Here is an 18,419-nt window from a genome sequence, read left to right on the forward strand (position 1 = left end):
ATGACCGGCTTTTTCGGGGGCGGGCCCGGCAGTCCGTTCGACCAGTTCCTGGCGCAGTTCTTCGGCAACGCCGTGCCCAGCAGGCGGCCGAACGCGGTCGACATCACCCGACTGATGTCCGACCAGGCCAGGGAGCTGGTCGCGCGCGCCGCCGAGAAGGCCGCCGAGCAGGGCCGCGGCGACGTCGACACCGAACAGCTGCTGTGGGCGGCCACCCAGGCTTCGCCGACGCGCCACCTGCTGGAAAGCGCCGGGGCCAAACCGGACGAGATCGCCCGCGAGATCGACCGCCACAGCGGCGGCACCGGGAAACGCAGCACGCCCGCGATGCTCGCCCCGGGCGCCAAGCGGGCCCTGCTGGACGCACACGGCATCGCCCGCACCCTCGGCTCCAGCTACATCGGCCCCCAGCACCTGCTGCTCGGGCTGGTGGCCAACCCGGACTCCGCGGCCGGGCGCATCCTCGCCCAGGCCGGGGTCACCCCCGAGGCCTTCCAGGGCGCCGGGCCGCCCGGCCCCGCGCGCGGCCGCCCGGACCAACGGCAGCAGGTGCGCACCGACACCCCGACGCTCGACCAGTACGGCCGCGACCTGACCGAGGAGGCGCAGGAGGGCAACATCGACCCGGTCGTCGGGCGGGACACCGAGATCGAGCAGACCATCGAGGTGCTGTCCCGGCGCACCAAGAACAACCCGGTGCTGATCGGCGAGCCGGGCGTCGGCAAGACGGCGATCGTCGAGGGACTGGCGCAGCGCATCTCCGACGGCGACGTGCCCGACCTGCTCGCCCGCCGCAAGGTGGTGCGCCTCGACCTGACCGCGATGGTCGCCGGCACCCGCTACCGCGGCGACTTCGAGGAGCGCATGACCACCCTGCTCGACGAGATCCGCCGCCACCGCGACCAGCTGATCGTGTTCATCGACGAGCTGCACACCGTGGTCGGCGCGGGCGCGTCGGAGGGGTCGATGGGCGCGGGGAACATGCTCAAGCCCGCGCTGGCGCGCGGCGAGCTGCACATCGTCGGCGCGACCACGCTGGACGAGTACCGGCAGCACATCGAGAACGACCCGGCGCTGGAGCGGCGCTTCCAGCCGATCCTGGTGCCCGAGCCCTCGGTCGCCGACACCATCGCGATCCTGCACGGGCTGCGCGACCGGTACGAGGCGCACCACCAGGTCCGCTTCACCGACGAGGCGCTGGCCGCGGCGGCGGAGCTGTCCGATCGTTACCTGACCGACCGGTTCCTGCCGGACAAGGCGATCGACCTGATCGACCAGGCCGGCGCGCGGGTGCGGCTGCGGTCGGGCCGCCGTCCCAACGACGTGCGCGAGATGCAGGACCGGCTGGAGGAACTGTCCCGCGACAAGGACCAGGCCGTCGCCGAAGAGAACTTCGAACGCGCCTCGACGCTGCGCGACGAGATCGCCGAGCTGCGGGAGCAGCTGCGCTCCGCCGACACCGGGGGGCTGTCCAGCGGCGTGCTCGAGGTGACGCCGGAGGACATCGCCGAGGTCATCTCCCGCCTGACCGGGGTGCCGGTCAGCCAGCTCACCGAGGACGAGCGCGACCGGCTGCTGCGGCTCGAGGAGCACCTGCACGAGCGGGTCATCGGGCAGGAGGAGGCCGTGGACGCGGTGGCCGAGGCGGTGCGGCGGTCGCGGGCCGGGTTCGCGCCGCCCGGCCGGCCCTACGGCAGTTTCCTGTTCCTGGGGCCGACCGGGGTCGGCAAGACCGAGCTGGCGCGGGCCCTGGCGTCCGCGCTGTTCGGGGACGAGGAGCGGATGATCCGGCTCGACATGTCCGAGTACGGCGAGCGGCACACGGTCAGCAGGCTGATCGGCGCACCCCCCGGCTACGTGGGGTACGAGGAGGCCGGCCAGCTGACCGAGGCGGTGCGGCGGCGCCCGTACTCGGTGGTGCTGTTCGACGAGATCGAGAAGGCGCACCCGGAGATCTTCAACGTGCTGCTGCAGGTCCTCGAGGACGGGCGGCTGACCGACGGCCGCGGGCGCACGGTGAACTTCACCAACACGGTGCTGATCATGACGAGCAACATCGGTTCCGAGCTGATCGCGAGCAGCACGCAGGGCGCGCTGGGGTTCGCCCCCGCGCGCGAGACCGGCGGCGAGGGGCCGTTGCGGGACCGGTTGATGCGGCGGCTGCGGGAGTCGTTCCGGCCGGAGTTCCTGAACCGGATCGACGAGATCATCGTGTTCCGGAAGCTGGAGGCCCGGCAGCTGGAGCGGATCACCGAGCTGATGCTGGAGCAGACGAAGCGGCGCGCGCACGCGCAGGACATCACGCTGGAGTTCACGCCCGAGGCGGTGGCGTGGCTGGCGCGGGCCGGCTACCAGCCGGAGTTCGGTGCGCGCCCGATGCGGCGCACGATCCAGCGCGAGGTCGACAACCCGCTGTCCCGGATGATGCTGCGCGGCGAGTTGCGTCCCGGCTGCCGGGTGCGGATCGGCGCCGGCGACAAGGGGCTGTCGTTCGACGTGTCGGCGTCGGTGGGCGGCTGAGCCGGGCGCTTCCTGGCGTGCCGGCCGCGGCCGGCGGGTAGTCCTGACTACCCCGGCCCCAGTTGGAGGGTGAGTCCGATGAGCAGTCCCGATCCCCGGTCCGACCGCACACCCGGAAGGGAGCGCGGTGGCGTCGTGCCGGGCGACACCCCGCCCGACCCGGACCCGGCCACCACGCCCGGACTGGAACCCGGCGGAGGCGTCGCACCCGGCGACACGCCGCCCGACTCGGGCCAGACGTCCGGCCTGTCGCACCACCAGCAGAAACCTCCGAAGGCGATGCCGGTGGTGACGATCGTGATCGCGGTGGTGCTCGCGGTGCTGATCGCCGCGCTGATCATCGCCTCCGCGGTGGGCTGGCTGCAGTTCTGACCCCACGGCGCGGCCCCGGGCCGCTACTGGTGCGAGCCCCTCGCGCCGGTCACGGCGTCGGCGCCCCCACGGGGTTGGGGTGCGGCACCGGCGCCGGGACGAGCCCGCGCGCCACGGGGCGGAGCAGGGCGTCGAGCGCGGCCAGTTCCTCCTCGCTCGCCGCCGCGTAGGGGGCGGCCGCCAGTTCGTCCGTGCGCTGCTCGATGTGGGTGCGCAGGTCGGCGCCCCGCGAGGTGAGGCCGTCCGGGCCGATGAGCCCCCTCGCCCTCAGCCGCTCCCGCGCCGCGGTCCATTCGGCGTCCGTCCAGCCGCGGTTCGGCGCCACGACGCTCCGGCTGCCGTCCGCCGCGTCGCGCAGGGCGTGCGCCTCCAGGCCGTCGATCCCCTCGGCCGCCAGCACCGCCACGTGCCCGTCCCCGCGGTGCTCCCGCAACGTCGTCGCCGCCTGCCACAGCGCGGCGAGCGGCTCGTCCGGCCAGGGCAGCGCGGCGTTCGCGGCGCCCAGCGGCCGGCCCGCCCAGTCCACCGCCTCCACCACCCGCCGCAGCACCGCGAGCGCCTCCGCGGGCACCTCCCCCACCTGCTCCCGCAACGCGGCGACCGCGCCGGCGCTGCGCGCCGCCAGCGCCTGTTCCGGCGGGACGGTCTCCCAGATCGCGGGCACCGAACGCGCCAGGAACGACGGCGCGAAGTTGTAGAACACCGCTGTGACCGCGCCCAGCCCCGCGGCCCCCAGCGGCGCCGCCCGCGTCCCGACGTAGCCGCGCCAGAACCCGCGCAGCCCGGCGGCCTCGTGCGCCGCCCGCGCCTGCGGCGCGAAGTACGTGACGTCGTGCAGCGTTTCCAGCACCACCCACAGCGCCCGCGCCCGTCCCGCTGTCATACCGCCACCTCCGGATGCTTCTGCGCCACCTGCGTGGCCTGCTCGAACGCGTGCCCCAGCTGTAGCACGGCGAAATCCGCCCGGTGCGGCCCGACGATCTGCAGCCCCACCGGCAGCCCGCCCGGCGTGAACCCGGCGGGCACCGACAGCGCGGGCGAACCGGTGACCGTGACGTAGTAGGCCGAGCGCATCCAGTCCAGGTAGGTCTCCATCTCCACCCCGGCGACCCGCGACGGGTACTCCAGCGCCGCGTCGAACGGCGGCACCTGGCTGACCGGCAGCAGCAGGAAGTCGTAGCGCCCGAAGAACTCCCGCACGCGGTGGAACAGCTCCGTGCGCAGCACTTCGGCGCGCCCGACATCGGTACCGGACAGCCGCAGCCCCTCCTCGGTGTTCCACACGATGCTCTCCTTGAGCCGGTCCCGCGAGGTCTCCAGCAGCGGCCCGAACGTCACCGCGAACTGCCACGCCCGCAGGATCCGGAACGCCTCGTCGGCCCCGCTGAAGTCCGGGCAAGCGCGCTCCACCGCACAGCCCAGGTCCGCCAGCACCCGCGCCGACGCCTCGACCACCTGCGCCACTTCGGGCTCCACCGGCAGGCCACCCAGATCCGGTGACCACGCCACCCGCAGCCCGCGCACGTCCCGGTCGAGCGGCCGCGCGAACACCTCCCCCGGCTCGTCCAGGGCGATCGGCGAGCGCGGATCCGGGCCGGCGAGCACCGACAGCAGCAGCGCGGCGTCGGCGACCGTGCGGGCCATCGGGCCCGCGGTGCCCAGACCGGTCCACCCCAGCGGCGCCGGCCACGACGGCACGCGCCCGGTGGACGGCCGGAAGCCGACGACGTTGCAGAACGACGCCGGGTTGCGCAGCGAACCACCGAGGTCGCTGCCGTCGGCCAGCGGGTGCATGCCGCAGGCGAGAGCGGCCGCCGCGCCTCCGCTGCTCCCACCCGCCGACCGGGCCGGGTCGTAGGGGTTGCGCGTGGCGCCGAAGACCGGGTTGAAGGTGTGCGAACCGGCGGCGAATTCCGGCACGTTCGTCTTGCCGAGCGTGATCACCCCGGCGGCCCGCATCCGCTCGATCACCAGCTCGTCGCGCCGGGGCACGTAGTCGGCGTGCAGGGGCGAGCCGAAGGTCGTGCGGATGCCGGCTGTCTCGTGCGTGTCCTTGTGCGCGACCGGGATCCCGTGCAGCGGCGGCAGTTCCGCACCCCGCGCGGCGCGCTCGTCGGCCGCGGCTGCGTCGGCGAGGGCCTGCTCGGCCACCAGCGTGACGACCGCGTTCACCTCCGGGTTGACGCGTTCGATCCGCCGCAGGTGCGCCTCGACGACCTCGCGGGCGGACACGTCGCGGGCACCCAGCGCGGCACGCAGCTCGCGGGCGGACAGGAAGCAGATGTCGGTCACGAGGATGATCCTGCCAGCTCCCCCCGCCAGGTTCGGTGAGACGATGCCGGAGTGGCGGGTGCGGCGGAGCGACGGGCGATCGACGGCCCGGCCGTCGAGGCGGCGGCGAGCGGTCTCGGCGACCCCGGCGTGGTGCGCGAGTGGGCCGGGCGGTTCTCGCTCCTGGCCGACCCGTCGCGGCTGACGCTGCTGGTGTGCATCCACTACGCGCGCGAGATCTGCGTGTCGGACCTGGCGATGGTGGCGGGCATGACCGACACCGCGGTGTCGCAGGCGTTGCGGCTGCTGCGGGCCCACGGTCTGGTCACCGCGCACCGCACCGGGCGGATCGTGCGGTACCGGCTGGCGGACGCGACCGTCCACGACCTGATCCACCACGTCCGCCCGCACCCCGGCGCCGCGCCCCACTGACGCGCCGTATAGGTCGTTATACGGTCCGGGTGGACGGCACGCCCCGCCGTTGGCGGGTACGGTGCAGACATGATCGGGTTGCCCGACGGCATCACCGCGTGCTTGTTCGATCTGGACGGTGTCCTCACCGGCACCGCCGCGCTGCACCGGGAAGCCTGGAAGAAGACGTTCGACGAGTTCCTGCGTGAACGGGACGGGGACGGCTTCAGCCCGTTCACCGACGCCGACTACGCCAACTACGTGGACGGGCGGCCACGGCTGGACGGGGTCCGCACGTTCCTGTCCGCGCGCGGCATCAGCCTGCCCGAGGGCGAGCCGGACGACGCGGTGACCGAGCACACGGTCAACGGGCTCGGCAACCGCAAGAACCACCTCGTGCTGCGGATCATCGACGAGCGCGGCCCCAACCCCTACGACGGCTCGCGGCGCTACCTGGAGGCCGCGCGCGACGCCGGGCTGGCGATCGCGGTGGTCACCTCGTCGGCGAACGCGCAGGCCGTGCTGGACGCCGCCGGGTTCACCCCGTTCGTGCAGGCCCGCATCGACGGGCTGGTCATCACCGGGCGGGGCCTGCGCGGCAAACCGGCCCCCGACTCGTTCCTGGCCGGGGCGCAGGCGCTGGGCGTGGCACCGGCGCGGGCGGCGGTGTTCGAGGACGCGCTGGCCGGGGTCGAGGCCGGGCGGGCCGGGAAGTTCGGGTTCGTGGTCGGCGTGAACCGGGCGAACCAGGCCGAGGCGCTGCGCGAGCACGGCGCCGACGTGGTGGTGGACGATCTCGCGGAACTGCTGGGGGACAACGGATGAACCCGATCACGCGCGGCTACGAGTGCGCGCCGTGGGAGCTGCGGTGGCGCGGTCTCGCGGTCGACCAGCTGCAGCGCACCGAGTCGACCTTCGCCCTGTCCAACGGGCACATCGGCCTGCGCGGCACCCTCGAGGAAGGTGAGCCGCGCGGCCTGCCCGGCACCTACCTCAACGGCTTCTACGAGGAGCACGAGCTGCCCTACGCCGAGGCCGGGTACGGCTACCCGGAGGCCGGGCAGACGATCGTCAACGTCACCGACGGCAAGATCATCCGCCTGCTGGTGGAGGACGAGCCGTTCGACATGCGCTACGGCACCGCGACCTCGCACGAGCGGGTGCTGGACTTCCGTTCGGGCACCCTGAGCCGGGAGACCGAGTGGTCGTCGCCGACGGGCCGTCACGTGCGGGTGCGCACGCAGCGGCTGGTGTCGTTCACACAGCGCGCGGTCGTGGCGATCCGGTACGAGGTCCAGCCGCTGGACGGGAAGATGCAGCTGGTGCTGCAGTCCGACCTGCTGGCCAACGAGCCGATCGAGTTCGACAGCAAGGACCCGCGGGTGGCGGCGGCGCTGCAGTCGCCGCTGGAGTCGGAGTTCTTCATGGCCGACGACTACCGCGCGGTCCTGGTGCACCAGACGAGGCGGTCCGGGCTGCGGCTGGCCGCGGCGATGGACCACCAGATCGAATCCCCGGACGGGCTGCGCACCGACATGATCGTCGAGGAGGACCTCGCCCGGCTGACCGTCGCCGTGGACGTGCCGCAGGGCGGCGTGCTGCGGCTGACGAAGTACGTCGGGTACGGGTGGTCCGCGCAGCGGTCGGTGCCGGCCCTGCGCGCCCAGGTCCACGCCGCGCTGGCCGGGGCGTTGCAGACCGGGTGGGACGGGCTGCTGGCCGAGCAGCGCGCGTTCCTGGACGACTTCTGGGAGACCGCCGACGTCGAGATCGACGGCGATCCGGAACTGCAGCAGGCGACCCGGTTCGCGCTGTTCCACATCCTGCAGGCCGGGGCGCGGGGTGAAAGCCGCGCGATTCCCGGCAAGGGCCTGACCGGGCCGGGTTACGACGGCCACGCGTTCTGGGACACCGAGTCGTTCGTGCTGCCGGTGCTGACCTACAGCGTGCCGGAAGCGGCCCGGGACGCGTTGCGGTGGCGGCATTCCACCTTGCCGAAGGCGCGCGAACGGGCGCGAACGCTCGGGTTGCGCGGGGCGGCCTTCCCGTGGCGGTCGATCAACGGCGCGGAGTGTTCGGCGTACTGGCCGGCGGGGACGGCGGCGTTCCACGTCAGCGCCGACATCGCCGACGCCGTGGCCCGCTACTACTGGGCCACGAACGACGCGGAGTTCGAGCGCCAGTGCGGCACCGAGCTGCTGCTGGAGACCGCCCGCCTGTGGATGTCGCTGGGGCACTTCGACCGGCACGGGCGGTTCCGCATCGACGGCGTGACCGGGCCGGACGAGTACTCGGCGGTCGCGGACAACAACGTGTACACGAACCTGATGGCGCAGCGGAACCTCCGCGAGGCGGCGGCGGCGTGCGAGCGCGTGCCGGATGTCGCGTCACTGTTCGGTGTGGACGAATCCGAGCTCGGGACCTGGCGCCAGGCCGCGGAATCGATGTACGTGCCCTACAACGAGGAGCTCGGGGTGCACCCGCAGTCGGAGGGCTTCACCGAGCACGTCGACTGGGACTTCGCCGGGACCCCGCGGGAGAACTACCCCCTGCTGCTGCACTACCCGTACTTCGACCTGTACCGCAAGCAGGTGGTCAAGCAGGCGGACCTGGTCCTGGCGCTGCACCTGCGCGGGGACGCGTTCACACTCCAGGAGAAGCAGCGCAACTTCGCCTACTACGAGGCGCGGACGGTGCGCGACTCGTCGTTGTCGGCGGGCACGCAGTCGGTGATCGCGGCCGAGGTGGGGCACCTCGACCTGGCCTACGACTACCTGGGCGAGGCGGCGCTGACCGATCTGCACGACGTGCACAACAACGTCCGCAACGGACTGCACATGGCCTCGCTGGCCGGGGCGTGGATGAGCGTGGTGGCGGGTTTCGGCGGGATGCGCGACCACGACGGCAAGCTCACCTTCGCGCCGCGGCTGCCGTCCGCGTTGGACCGCATCCAGTTCCGGATGTGCTTCCGGGAGAGCCGGTTCGCGGTGGAGATCCACCGCGAGTCGGCGACCTACCGGCTGCTGGCGGGCAAGCCGGTGGAGATCAGGCACCACGGCGAGCCGCTGTCGGTCCGCGAGCGCCCCGTGACGCTGCCCATCCCCGCGATCGACCCCGGGCCGGTGCCCCGCCAGCCGAGCGGCCGCGCGCCGGCCCACCGGGACCCGGAGCGCGTGCGGCGCAACCTCGCCCCGAGGTGAGGCGGGGCCGGCCGCCCCGCCGGTCCGGGCTGACCCCGCGACCGGTCCCGGTCCGGCCTCCCGGGCCGGCGGCTGTGGAATCCCACAACGGCACGCGTGGCCGGATCTGGCCCGCGCCGGCCGCCGGTTCCTAGCGTTGGTGTCGCGTCCGCACGGACCCTCGGACGCGACATCAGCCGAAGAGGACTGAGATGACCTGGGACTTCTCCACCGAACCCGAATTCGAGGCGAAACTGGACTGGGCGCGCGGCTTCGTCCGCGACGAGATCTACCCGCTGGAGGTGCTCGACCTCGACCACACCGAGTTCCGGCGGCTCGCCGCGCCGCTGCAGCGGCAGGTCAAGGAGCACGGCTTGTGGGCCGCCCACCTCGGGCCAGACCTCGGTGGCCAGGGCTACGGTCAGTTGCGCCTGGGCCTGCTGCACGAGATCCTCGGCACCAGCGAGCTGGCGCCGTACGTGTTCGGGTGCCAGGCGCCGGACTCCGGCAACGCCGAACTGCTCGCCATCGCCGGCACCGACGAGCAACGGCAACGGTGGATGCACCCCCTGCTGGAGGGCCGGCTGCTGAGCGCGTTCTCGATGACCGAGCAGGGCACCGGATCCGATCCGCGCCAGTTCACCACGTCCGCCCGGCTCGAGGGCGGCGAATGGGTGCTCACCGGGCGGAAGTGGTTCGTCGGCAACGCCTCCCGCGCCGACTTCCACATCGTCATGGCCGTCACCGAGCCGGACGCGCCACCGCACCACCGGATGTCCATGTTGATCGTGCCGGCGGACGTGCCCGGGATCGAGACCCGCGAGCTGGGGCTGATGAACGACCCGGACCACCGCAACCCGGTGTGGTCGCACTGCGAGGTCGCCTACCAGGACGTGCGGGTACCGGCGGAGAACCTGCTCGGCGCGCGCGGCGAGGCGTTCGCGCTCGCCCAGAAGCGGCTCGGTCCCGGCCGGATCCACCATTGCATGCGCTGGATCGGCGTGTGCCGGCGGGCGTTCGACATGCTCTGCGAGCGGGCGGTGAGCATCAGCGTCCACGGCGGGCCGCTCGCGGAGAAGCAGACGGTGCAGAACTGGGTGGCCGACTGCGCGGCCGCGATCGAGTCCGCCCGGCTGCTCACGCTGCACACCGCGTGGAAGATCGACCAGGTGGGCGCGTCGGCGGCCCGCACCGAGATCGCGATGATCAAGTACCACGGCGCGACCGTGCTGCACGACGTGATCGACCGCGCCATCCAGGTGCACGGCTCGCTCGGGTTCTCCACCGACATGCCGCTGGAGCAGATGTACCGGTGGGCGCGGGCGGCCCGGATCTACGACGGCCCCGACGAGGTGCACCGCGTCACCGTGGCCCGCCGGCTGCTCAAGGGCTACCAGCCGGTGCCGGTGCCCACCGAGCACGTCCCCACCCGGCGGGCGGCGGCGCTGGAACGGTTCCGCGATCACCTCGAACTCGCACTGGCGGCCCGGTGAACGCGCCCGCCCAGCTGCTGGACCGGACGCTCGCCCGCTGGCTCACCGAGCACACCGGGCGCGGCGGGCCCTGGGAGCTACGCCGGCTGGCGGGCGGCAACTCCAACGAAACCTGCCTGCTCGCCTGCGGCGAGGCCCGGTACGTGTTGCGCAGACCACCGCGGCACGCGCTGTCGGCGTCGGCGCACAGCGTCGCCCGCGAGCACCGGGTGCTGACCGCGCTGGCCGGATCCGGTGTCCCGGCACCGCGGCCGGTGGTGCTGTGCGAGGACCCGGCGGTGCCGATGGCGCCCTTCCTGGTGATGGAGCACGTTCCGGACGCGGTGTCGGTCACCGGCGAGCTGCCCGCCGCCTACGCCGGCCAGGAGGACGCGGTCATCCGCCTGGCCGACGCGATGGTCGACGCGCTCGCGGCCGTGCACCTCCTGGACTGGCAGGCGGTGGGCCTGGACGGCTTCGGGCGACCCGAGGGGTTCCTGGCCCGGCAGGTGCCGCGCTGGCATCGCCAGTGGACGGCCATCGCCCGGCGTCCCCTGCCCGCGATGGACGAGGTCGCGGAATGGCTCGAGGGCAACCGCCCGCCCGGCTCGCCGCCGGCCCTGCTGCACGGCGACTTCCATCTCGACAACTGCCTGGTGTCGGTGCGGGAACCGCGGCTGCGGGCGGTGATCGACTGGGAGATGGCCACCATCGGCGATCCGCTGCTGGACCTCGGTCTGCTGCTCGCCTTCTGGGGTCCGCGCCCGATCGCCCGGCCCGCGATGCCGGCCATCCAGGCCGTCTCCCGCACGCCCGGCGCGCCGGGCCGGGACCACCTGCTGGCCCGGTACGAGGCCGCCACCGGGCGACCTGCCGAGCACATCGAGTACTACCAGTGCCTGGCGTTCTTCAAGCTCGCCACCATCGTGGAGGCCGCCTGGTCGCAGCACCTGGCGGGCGAGCTGGACACGCCCTACGCGCGGGCGCTCGAACACGACGTACCGGCGCTGCTCGAGGAAGCTGCGACCCTCGCCGGCCTGCGCGGCTAGGTTCCGCTACGCGCCCCGCCCCGCAAGCCACTGTCCACACGCCCTGGATCTGGAGTTTCCGACAACACCCCGCTCGCGCGGCTCTGGTCGCGCACCTCTGCGCTCCGGCATGGTCGGCGCAGGAGGAACGTCGACAAAGGAGACGACGTGAACGATCAGCGCGAACGCACCTTCGGCCTCTGGTACGACTTCCGCAACCCGCCGCAGTGGCACCGCCCCTTCAGCACCCTCTACCGGGAGGCGCTCGACCAGATCGCCTGGGCGGAAAGCCTCGGCATCGGGTCGGTGTGGCTGACCGAGCACCACTTCTGCGACGACGGGTACACGCCCTCGCCGTTCACACTCGCCGCGGCGATCGGCGAGCGGACGAGCACGATGCGGATCGGGACGAACCTCATCGTCGCGCCGCTGCACAACCCGGTCCGTCTCGCCGAGGACGCGGCGACGATCTCCCTGCTCACCGGTGGCCGGTTCGACCTCGGCGTCGGCCAGGGCTACTGGGCACCGGAGTTCGCCGCGTTCGGGCGCACCGTGCGCAACCGTCCCAGCCTGCTCGAGGAAAGCGTCGCGCTGATCCGCCGGGCCTGGTCCGGATCGGACGAACCGTTCGAGGGCAAGCGGTTCCGGCTGCCCGCCGTCCGCGTGACCCCGGTTCCCGAGCGGGCCCCGAAACTGCTGGTCGGCGCGATGGCCGCCCCGGCGATCGAGCGGGCGGCCCGGATCGGCGACGGATTCCTCAGCACCCAGAACGCCCACCAGCCGTCCTATCTGGACGCACTGGAGCGGGTGGGGAAGCCGCGGGAAGCCGGTGAGATCTTCGCCGGGCAGTGGGCGGTGATCGCCGAGGACCCGGAACGGGAGTGGGCCCGGATCGGGCAGCACGCCCTGTACCAGCTCAACAACTACATCTCGTGGGGTGCGTTCGGGCCGCCGGAGGAGGTTCCGGTGTTCGCCGACGCGGACCAGATCGTCGCCGCGGGCGCGTTCCAGCTGTGGGATCCGGCGACCGCCGTCGACGAGCTCACCACGTTGCTGCGGGAACGCCCGCAGATCAAGGACGTCCACTTCTGGGCGCAGCTGCCCGGGGAGCCGGTGGACAGCGGTTCGGCCCGGGTGGAGCTGCTGGCGTCCAAGGTGATCCCGGAGGTGCGGCAGCGCCTCGCCGTCGAGGCGGCGCCGTGAGCACCCCGCTGCTGGTGACGGACTTCCTGCACCGCGCACGGGAGTTCTTCCCCGGGCGGGAGATCGTGCAGTACCGGGGTGGTGAGACGGCGCACCGCTACACCTACCGCGACTACCACGACCGCGTGCTGCGGCTCGCCGGAGCCCTGCGCGAGCTCGGGATACGGCCGGGTGACCGCGTCGCCACGCTCGCCTGGAACCACCACCGCCACCTCGAGCTGTACCTCGCCGTGCCGCTGGCCGGTGCCGTGCTGCACACCGTCAACCTGCGCCTGGAACCCGGGGAGATCGCCTACATCCTCGGTCACGCCGACGATCGCGTCGTCGTCGCCGACACCTCCCTGCTGGCCGCCCTGGAGCAGGCGCGGGCGGACCGGCCGGACATGCTGGTGGTGGGCACGGACGGCGCGGGGCCCGGGGTGCTGGACTACGAGGCGCTCATCGAGGCGGCCCCGCCGCTGACCGACCCGCCCCCGGTGGCCGAGGACGACCTGGCCGCCCTGTGCTACACCTCCGGCACCACCGGCTTCCCGAAGGGCGTGGGCTACTCGCACCGGGCGCTGTACCTGCACACCTTCGCCGCCTGCCTGGCCGACGGGCACGCGATCAGCGAACGCGACACGGTCCTGCACGTCGTGCCGATGTTCCACGCCAACGCCTGGGGCATCCCCTTCGCCGCCCTGATGTCCGGTGCCTCCCAGGTCCTGCCCGGACCGCACCCCGCCCCGGCCGACCTGGCGCGGATCATCGCCACCGAGCGGGTCACCTACACCGGCATGGTGCCCACGGTCGCGGTCGACCTGATGCGGGAGGCGACCGCCGCCGGCACCGGCCTGGACAGCCTCCGCGCACTCGTGCTCGGCGGGTCGCCGCCGTCGGAGGACCTGGTGCGCGAGCTCGAGGAACGGCTGCGCGTCCCGGTCTTCCAGGGCTGGGGCATGACGGAGGTCTCCCCGATGGGCACCTTCTCCCGTCCGCTGCCCTCCTCCGAACACGACGCGACCGCCCGCCGCCGGCAGATCCGCAAACAGGGCAGGCTGCTGCCGGGCCTGCGGTGGCGGCTGGTCGGCGACGAGGGGCGGGACCAGCCGCACGACGGGGTGGCCCGCGGCGAACTGCTGGTCCGCGGCCCGTGGGTGGCCAGCGCCTACTTCCGCGACGAGCACCCGGAGTGCTTCACCGACGGCTGGCTGCGCACCGGCGACATCGCCACCATCGACCCGGACGGCTACCTGGAGATCGTCGACCGGGCCAAGGACCTGATCAAGAGCGGCGGCGAGTGGATCAGCTCGCTCGCGCTCGAACAGGCCCTGGTCGCGCACCCGGCGGTCGGCGAGGCCGCCGTGGTCGCGGTGGCGCACGAGCGCTGGCAGGAACGCCCGTTCGCGCTCGTCGTCCCCGCCCCGGACGCGGTGGCCGAGCCGGCCGACCTGCTGGCCTGGCTGCGCGAGCGGGTGCCGCGGTGGTGGCTGCCGGATCGCATCGCCGTCGTCGACGCGCTGCCCCGCACCAGCGTCGGCAAGATCGACAAACGCGCCCTGCGCGACCAGGTGGCCGGCGGCCTGTTCGACGAGGTGCGGGGGCGGACATGAGGTTCGGCGTCTTCTACGTGCTGGAGTGCCCCGACCACGACTTCAGCCGCGCCTACCGCGAGATGCTCGCGCAGATCGGCTACGCCGAACACCTCGGGTTCGACGAGGTGTGGCTGGCCGAGCACCACGGCAGCGAGTACGGCTCGATGCCCTCACCGCAGGTCGCCGCCGCGGCGGTGGCCCAGCGCACCGAACGGATGCGGATCGGCATCGCGGTCAGCAACCTCACCTTCGACTGGCCGGTGCGCGTCGCCGAAGACTACGCGATGGTCGACGTGCTCTCCGGCGGCCGGCTCGACTTCGGGGTGGGCCGCGGGTACCAGCCCGGCGAGTTCCGCAACATGGGCGTGGGCGACCGGCAGGCCGTCAGCCGGGAGGTCTTCGAGGAGGCGCTGGAGATCGTCCGGGGACTGTGGAGCAGGCGGCCGGGCGAGCCGTTCTTCTTCCACGGCAGGCATTTCCACATCGACGGCGTGTCCTGCCACCCGATGCCGGTGCAGCGTCCGACCCCACCGGTGTACGTGGCCTCGATCAGCCCGGAAACCTTCGACCTGGTCGCCACGCTGGGGTGCAACCTGCTCGTCACGCCCACGCTGATGACCCTGCCGGAACTCAACCGGCTGGTGGTGGACATCAAGCGGAGGCTGATCGCGGGCGGGCGCGACCCGCTCTCCCTGGACTTCCCGATGAACTGGCAGATCCACCTGGCCGAGACCACCGGCGAGGCGGTCCGGGACGCCGCCGGCCCGCTGTCCTGGTACTACCGCAACGTCCTGGACCTCGTGCCGAGCGGGCCCGACGTGCCGCGGACCTACGAGCGGTACGCCGAGCTGGCGGCCGCGTCGGAGGAGGCGGGCGGGCTGACCCTGGACGGGCTGCGCGAAAGCGGCGTGGTCTACGTCGGCGACCCGGCCGGGCTGGCCACCGAGATCGACGCGCTGCACCAGGAAACGGGGCTGCAGCACCTGATCTGCTGGATGCGGTTCGGCGGCCTGGCCCACGACAAGGTGCTGCGCTCGATGGAGCTGTTCGCCGAGCACGTGATGCCGCTGTTCCGGGACCGGCCACCGGTCGTGCCGCGCGCACTGCGGGACGAGGTCGCCCCCGTCTGGTGACACGTGAGTTGACGAGAGAAGGGTGAAAACACAATGGCACATCTCGAGGTCGAAGGAAGCCGCCGGATCTACTTCGAACACCACCCCGGGCCAGGAAGGCCGATCGTGCTCGTGCACGGCTGGGGCGCGACCGGCCGGTGCTGGGACACCGTCGCCCCCGCCCTGCGGGACAACGGCAACGAGGTCGTCATCCTCGATCAGCGCGCCTGCGGGCGGTCCGACAACGACTTCGCCGACGTGTCGATCAGCGCACTGGGCGGCGACGTCGTGCGGCTGTGCGAGGCGTTGTCGTTGCGCAACCCGGTGATCAACGGCTGGTCGCTGGGCGGGGCGGTCGCCGTGGAGGCCGCTTCGCGCCTGGGCGGCAAGGCCGGTGGGCTGGTCCTGACCGGCGGCGCCACGCCCCGGTACACGGCCGCACCGGACTGGCCGCACGGCGGGACCGTCGAGGACGTCGAGGGCGTGCTCGCCGGGCTGGCCGCCGACCGAGCCACGACCTTGCAGGGCGTCGCCGACGCGGTCTGCGCGAAACCGGTGAGCCCGCAGGTGATCTCCTGGCTGTGGGGCATGTTCCTGGAGATGGGGCCGCGCGGCGACGGGTCCCTGCGTGATCTGGCCGATGTGGACCAGCGCAAAGCTCTGGGAGCGCTCGAGGTCCCGGTGCTGTCCCTGCACGGCACCGAGGACGCGTTCGTGCCGTTCTCCGGCGCGGAGGCCGCTGTGGAGCTGTGCGCCGACGGTCGTCTCGTCACCTTCCCGGGGTGCGGCCACGCGCCGTTCCTCGAGGACCGCGAGACCTACCTGGCCGAACTGACCGGCTTCCTGAACCGATGAGCACGTGGCTGGTCACCGGCGGCTCCCGGGGTATCGGGCGCGCGGTGGTCGACCACGTCGCCGGCGCCGGTGACCCGGTCGCGTCGTTCTCCCGGTCGGCCTCGGCCGTCGCACCCGCCCACCCGGACCGGGTGCTCGAGGTGAAGGCCGACGTGACCGACCCGGAGTCGATCCGCCGCGGCGTGGAGACGGTCCTGGAGCGGTACGGGTCGATCGACGTGGTCGTCAACAGCGCGGGCGTGCACTGCGGCGGCCGCATCGACTCCCTCGGCCGGGAGGCGTGGGACGAGGTCCTGGCGACCAACCTGACCGGCGCGTTCGAGGTCTGCCGGGCCGTGGTGCCGGTGCTGCGGCCCGGGGCGGCGATCGTGAACGTCGGCGCGGTCGTGGGCCTGCGCGGTTTCCCCGGCGACGTGGCCTACGGTTCGGCCAAGGCCGGGCTCAGCGGGATGACGCAGGTGCTGGCGGTGGAGCTCGCCCCGCGCGGCATCCGGGTCAACCTCGTCGTGCCGGGCTTTGTGGACACCGACATGACCGCCGGGCTGACAGAGCAGGCGCGGCGCCGCATCACCGACACCATCCCGGCCGGACGGACGGGCACGCCGGGCGAGATCGCCGACGTGGTCGCCGCGGTCGCGCGCTCGACCTACATGACCGGCGCGACGGTGCCGGTGGACGGCGGCCTGCTCGCCACGTTCGGGGGCGGCCGGCCGTCCGGTGTTGTGCCGCCCTCCAACGAGCCGCCGCGGTGAGTGTTCTCCCCCACCCGGGCTGTCACTAGCGTCGGAGGCACGTGCGATCCGGCGCGAACGCGTTCAACGAGGAGCCGATCATGACTGCCGGAAATGCGACCCAGACGGTCGAGGAGCGGAACAAGGAGATCGTCGCGTCGTTCATGGAGGTCTTCTCCACGGGTGACGTCGAGAAGATCCTGTCGCTGCTGTCCGAGTCGGCCACCTGGTGGGTCGCCGGGACCCTGGAGGGAATCTCCGGGACGAAGAACAAGAAGGAATTCGGCGAAATGCTCGCCGGACTGTCCGCGCTGACCGTCAGCGGTGCGATCAGGCTGACGCCGCTGGCCTGGACCGCCGAGGGCGACCGGGTCGCCGTGGAGACCGAGTCCTATTCGGAGCTTCGCAACGGCCGGGTCTACAACAACCTCTACCACTTCGTCTTCGAGGTGCGGGACGGCCGCATCCAGAGCATCAAGGAGTACCTGGACACCGAACACACCCGCGCGGTCTTCCTGGCCCCGTGAGTGACGCCATCAATTCATCAGTGAGGAGATTCCCGATGGACGTCGGCATGCTGCTGGTCTTCCAGAACTGGTTCGAAAACGTCAGTGACGAGGAGGTGTTCACGCGCGAGCTGGAAATGGGTGTGCTCGCGGAGAAGTACGGCTTCGACTCGGTCTGGTCGGCCGAGCACCATTTCGACGACTACTCGATGTGCCCGGACAACCTGCAGATCATGGCCTACCTCGCCGGCCGCACGTCGCGGATCAAGCTGGGCACCGGAGCGGTCATCCTGCCCTGGAACGACCCGCTGCGCGTGGTGGAGAAGGTCGTCATGCTCGACCACATGTCGAACGGCCGGGTGCTGTTCGGCATGGGCCGCGGCCTGGCGAAGATGGAGTACGAGGGCTTCCGCGTCGACATGAACGAGTCGCGCGGGCGGTTCGACGAGGCCGCCGAGATGATCATCCGCGGGCTGCGCAACGGCCACGTGGAGAACGACGGCCCGTTCTACCGGCAGCCGCGGGTCGACATCCGTCCCGCCCCGGGCCCGCACTCGTGGGAGGGCCGTCTGTTCGGCGTCGCGATGTCCCCCGACTCCATCCCGGCCGTGGCTCACCTGGGCGCGCAGATGATGACGTTCATGCAGTACGACTTCCCCAAGCACGCCGAGGCGATCACCCGCTGGCGCAACCTGCACCGCGAGGCGCACGGGACCGAGCCGGGGCCGCCGCTGCTGCAGGACTTCGTCTACTGCCACGAGGACCCCGACGAGGCGAAGCGGGTCGCCCAGGAGCACATCTCGCGGTACTTCCTGTCGGTCATCAAGCACTACGACTTCGCCGGCTCGCACTGGCGCGAGACCAAAGGCTATGAGGCCTACCAGGCCGGTGCGGACATGATCCGCGAGGCCGGCATGGAAGCCGCCGCGCAGGCCTACGTCGAGGCCAACGCCTACGGCACGCCCGAGCAGATCGTGGCCAAGTACGCCGAGCGCCGCGAGCTCATCGGCGACTTCATGGCCAACGCGGCGTTCTGCTTCGGCGGCCTGCCCCTGGACCAGGCGGAGGCCAGCATGAAGCTGTTCGGCGAGAAGGTCGTGCCCGAGCTGCACAAGATGAAGGCACGCACGCCGGCCGGGGTGTGAGCCCGGTGCGGTCCGGGGCCCGGGCGAGGGCTCCGGACCG

At 72.5% G+C, this 18,419-nt stretch carries 16 protein-coding genes; 14 read left to right on the forward strand and 2 right to left on the reverse strand.

Annotated features, from left to right (window positions below; genetic code table 11):
* Positions 1 to 2,520, forward strand: coding sequence for an ATP-dependent Clp protease ATP-binding subunit (locus tag FB470_RS31290; RefSeq protein ID WP_306997335.1), 2,520 nt, complete (start codon positions 1 to 3; stop codon positions 2,518 to 2,520).
* Positions 2,521 to 2,598: 78 nt separating this feature from the next.
* Positions 2,599 to 2,892, forward strand: coding sequence for a DUF6480 family protein (locus FB470_RS31295; RefSeq protein ID WP_306997338.1), 294 nt, complete (start codon positions 2,599 to 2,601; stop codon positions 2,890 to 2,892).
* A gap of 49 nt (positions 2,893 to 2,941) precedes the next feature.
* Here the strand turns inward: FB470_RS31295 and FB470_RS31300 are convergent, their stop codons facing one another.
* Both FB470_RS31300 and FB470_RS31305 read right to left on the reverse strand, forming a co-directional pair.
* Positions 2,942 to 3,775 carry an SCO6745 family protein gene (locus FB470_RS31300; protein ID WP_306997340.1) on the reverse strand — a complete coding sequence of 278 codons (834 nt, stop codon included), beginning with the start codon at positions 3,773 to 3,775 and terminating at the stop codon, positions 2,942 to 2,944.
* Positions 3,772 to 5,184 carry an amidase gene (locus tag FB470_RS31305; RefSeq protein ID WP_306997341.1) on the reverse strand — a complete coding sequence of 471 codons (1,413 nt, stop codon included), beginning with the start codon at positions 5,182 to 5,184 and terminating at the stop codon, positions 3,772 to 3,774. The genes FB470_RS31300 and FB470_RS31305 overlap by 4 nt, the downstream gene beginning before the upstream one ends.
* Before the next feature lie 51 nt (positions 5,185 to 5,235).
* Here FB470_RS31305 and FB470_RS31310 point away from each other — a divergent pair, with 51 nt between their 5' ends.
* The 12 genes from FB470_RS31310 to FB470_RS31365 all read left to right on the forward strand — a co-directional run bounded on the left by FB470_RS31310 (position 5,236) and on the right by FB470_RS31365 (position 18,379).
* Positions 5,236 to 5,595 carry an ArsR/SmtB family transcription factor gene (locus tag FB470_RS31310; protein ID WP_306997343.1) on the forward strand — a complete coding sequence of 120 codons (360 nt, stop codon included), beginning with the start codon at positions 5,236 to 5,238 and terminating at the stop codon, positions 5,593 to 5,595.
* 69 nt (positions 5,596 to 5,664) lie between these two features.
* Entirely contained in the window at positions 5,665 to 6,399 is a 735-nt protein-coding gene (locus tag FB470_RS31315; RefSeq protein ID WP_306997345.1) for an HAD family hydrolase, read from the forward strand.
* The gene (locus tag FB470_RS31320) at positions 6,396 to 8,774 is read left to right on the forward strand and encodes a glycoside hydrolase family 65 protein (RefSeq protein ID WP_306997347.1); all 2,379 of its coding nucleotides are present in this window, start codon (positions 6,396 to 6,398) and stop codon (positions 8,772 to 8,774) included. The genes FB470_RS31315 and FB470_RS31320 overlap by 4 nt, the downstream gene beginning before the upstream one ends.
* A gap of 191 nt (positions 8,775 to 8,965) precedes the next feature.
* Positions 8,966 to 10,246: an acyl-CoA dehydrogenase family protein gene (locus tag FB470_RS31325; protein ID WP_306997350.1), complete on the forward strand. Its 1,281-nt coding sequence runs from the start codon at positions 8,966 to 8,968 to the stop codon at positions 10,244 to 10,246.
* A complete protein-coding gene (locus FB470_RS31330) occupies positions 10,243 to 11,274 on the forward strand; it encodes a phosphotransferase family protein (protein ID WP_306997353.1) in 1,032 nt (343 codons plus the stop codon). Before FB470_RS31325 ends, FB470_RS31330 begins: the two co-directional genes overlap by 4 nt.
* Positions 11,275 to 11,421: 147 nt before the next feature.
* Positions 11,422 to 12,456, forward strand: coding sequence for an LLM class flavin-dependent oxidoreductase (locus FB470_RS31335; protein WP_306997354.1), 1,035 nt, complete (start codon positions 11,422 to 11,424; stop codon positions 12,454 to 12,456).
* Positions 12,453 to 14,048 carry a long-chain fatty acid--CoA ligase gene (locus FB470_RS31340; RefSeq protein ID WP_306997356.1) on the forward strand — a complete coding sequence of 532 codons (1,596 nt, stop codon included), beginning with the start codon at positions 12,453 to 12,455 and terminating at the stop codon, positions 14,046 to 14,048. Before FB470_RS31335 ends, FB470_RS31340 begins: the two co-directional genes overlap by 4 nt.
* Positions 14,045 to 15,163 carry an LLM class flavin-dependent oxidoreductase gene (locus tag FB470_RS31345; protein ID WP_306997358.1) on the forward strand — a complete coding sequence of 373 codons (1,119 nt, stop codon included), beginning with the start codon at positions 14,045 to 14,047 and terminating at the stop codon, positions 15,161 to 15,163. Before FB470_RS31340 ends, FB470_RS31345 begins: the two co-directional genes overlap by 4 nt.
* 33 nt (positions 15,164 to 15,196) lie before the next feature.
* The gene (locus FB470_RS31350; protein WP_306997360.1) at positions 15,197 to 15,997 is read left to right on the forward strand and encodes an alpha/beta fold hydrolase; all 801 of its coding nucleotides are present in this window, start codon (positions 15,197 to 15,199) and stop codon (positions 15,995 to 15,997) included.
* The gene (locus FB470_RS31355) at positions 15,994 to 16,749 is read left to right on the forward strand and encodes an SDR family NAD(P)-dependent oxidoreductase (protein ID WP_306997362.1); all 756 of its coding nucleotides are present in this window, start codon (positions 15,994 to 15,996) and stop codon (positions 16,747 to 16,749) included. Before FB470_RS31350 ends, FB470_RS31355 begins: the two co-directional genes overlap by 4 nt.
* Before the next feature lie 80 nt (positions 16,750 to 16,829).
* Complete coding sequence (locus FB470_RS31360) at positions 16,830 to 17,255, forward strand: nuclear transport factor 2 family protein (RefSeq protein ID WP_306997364.1); 426 nt, start codon at positions 16,830 to 16,832, stop codon at positions 17,253 to 17,255.
* Between the two features lie 35 nt (positions 17,256 to 17,290).
* The gene (locus FB470_RS31365; protein ID WP_306997367.1) at positions 17,291 to 18,379 is read left to right on the forward strand and encodes an LLM class flavin-dependent oxidoreductase; all 1,089 of its coding nucleotides are present in this window, start codon (positions 17,291 to 17,293) and stop codon (positions 18,377 to 18,379) included.
* Positions 18,380 to 18,419: the final 40 nt, after the last annotated feature.

Origin of the sequence: Amycolatopsis thermophila (assembly GCF_030814215.1) — a bacterium.
Taxonomy (GTDB): Bacteria; Actinomycetota; Actinomycetes; order Mycobacteriales; family Pseudonocardiaceae; genus Amycolatopsis_E; species Amycolatopsis_E thermophila.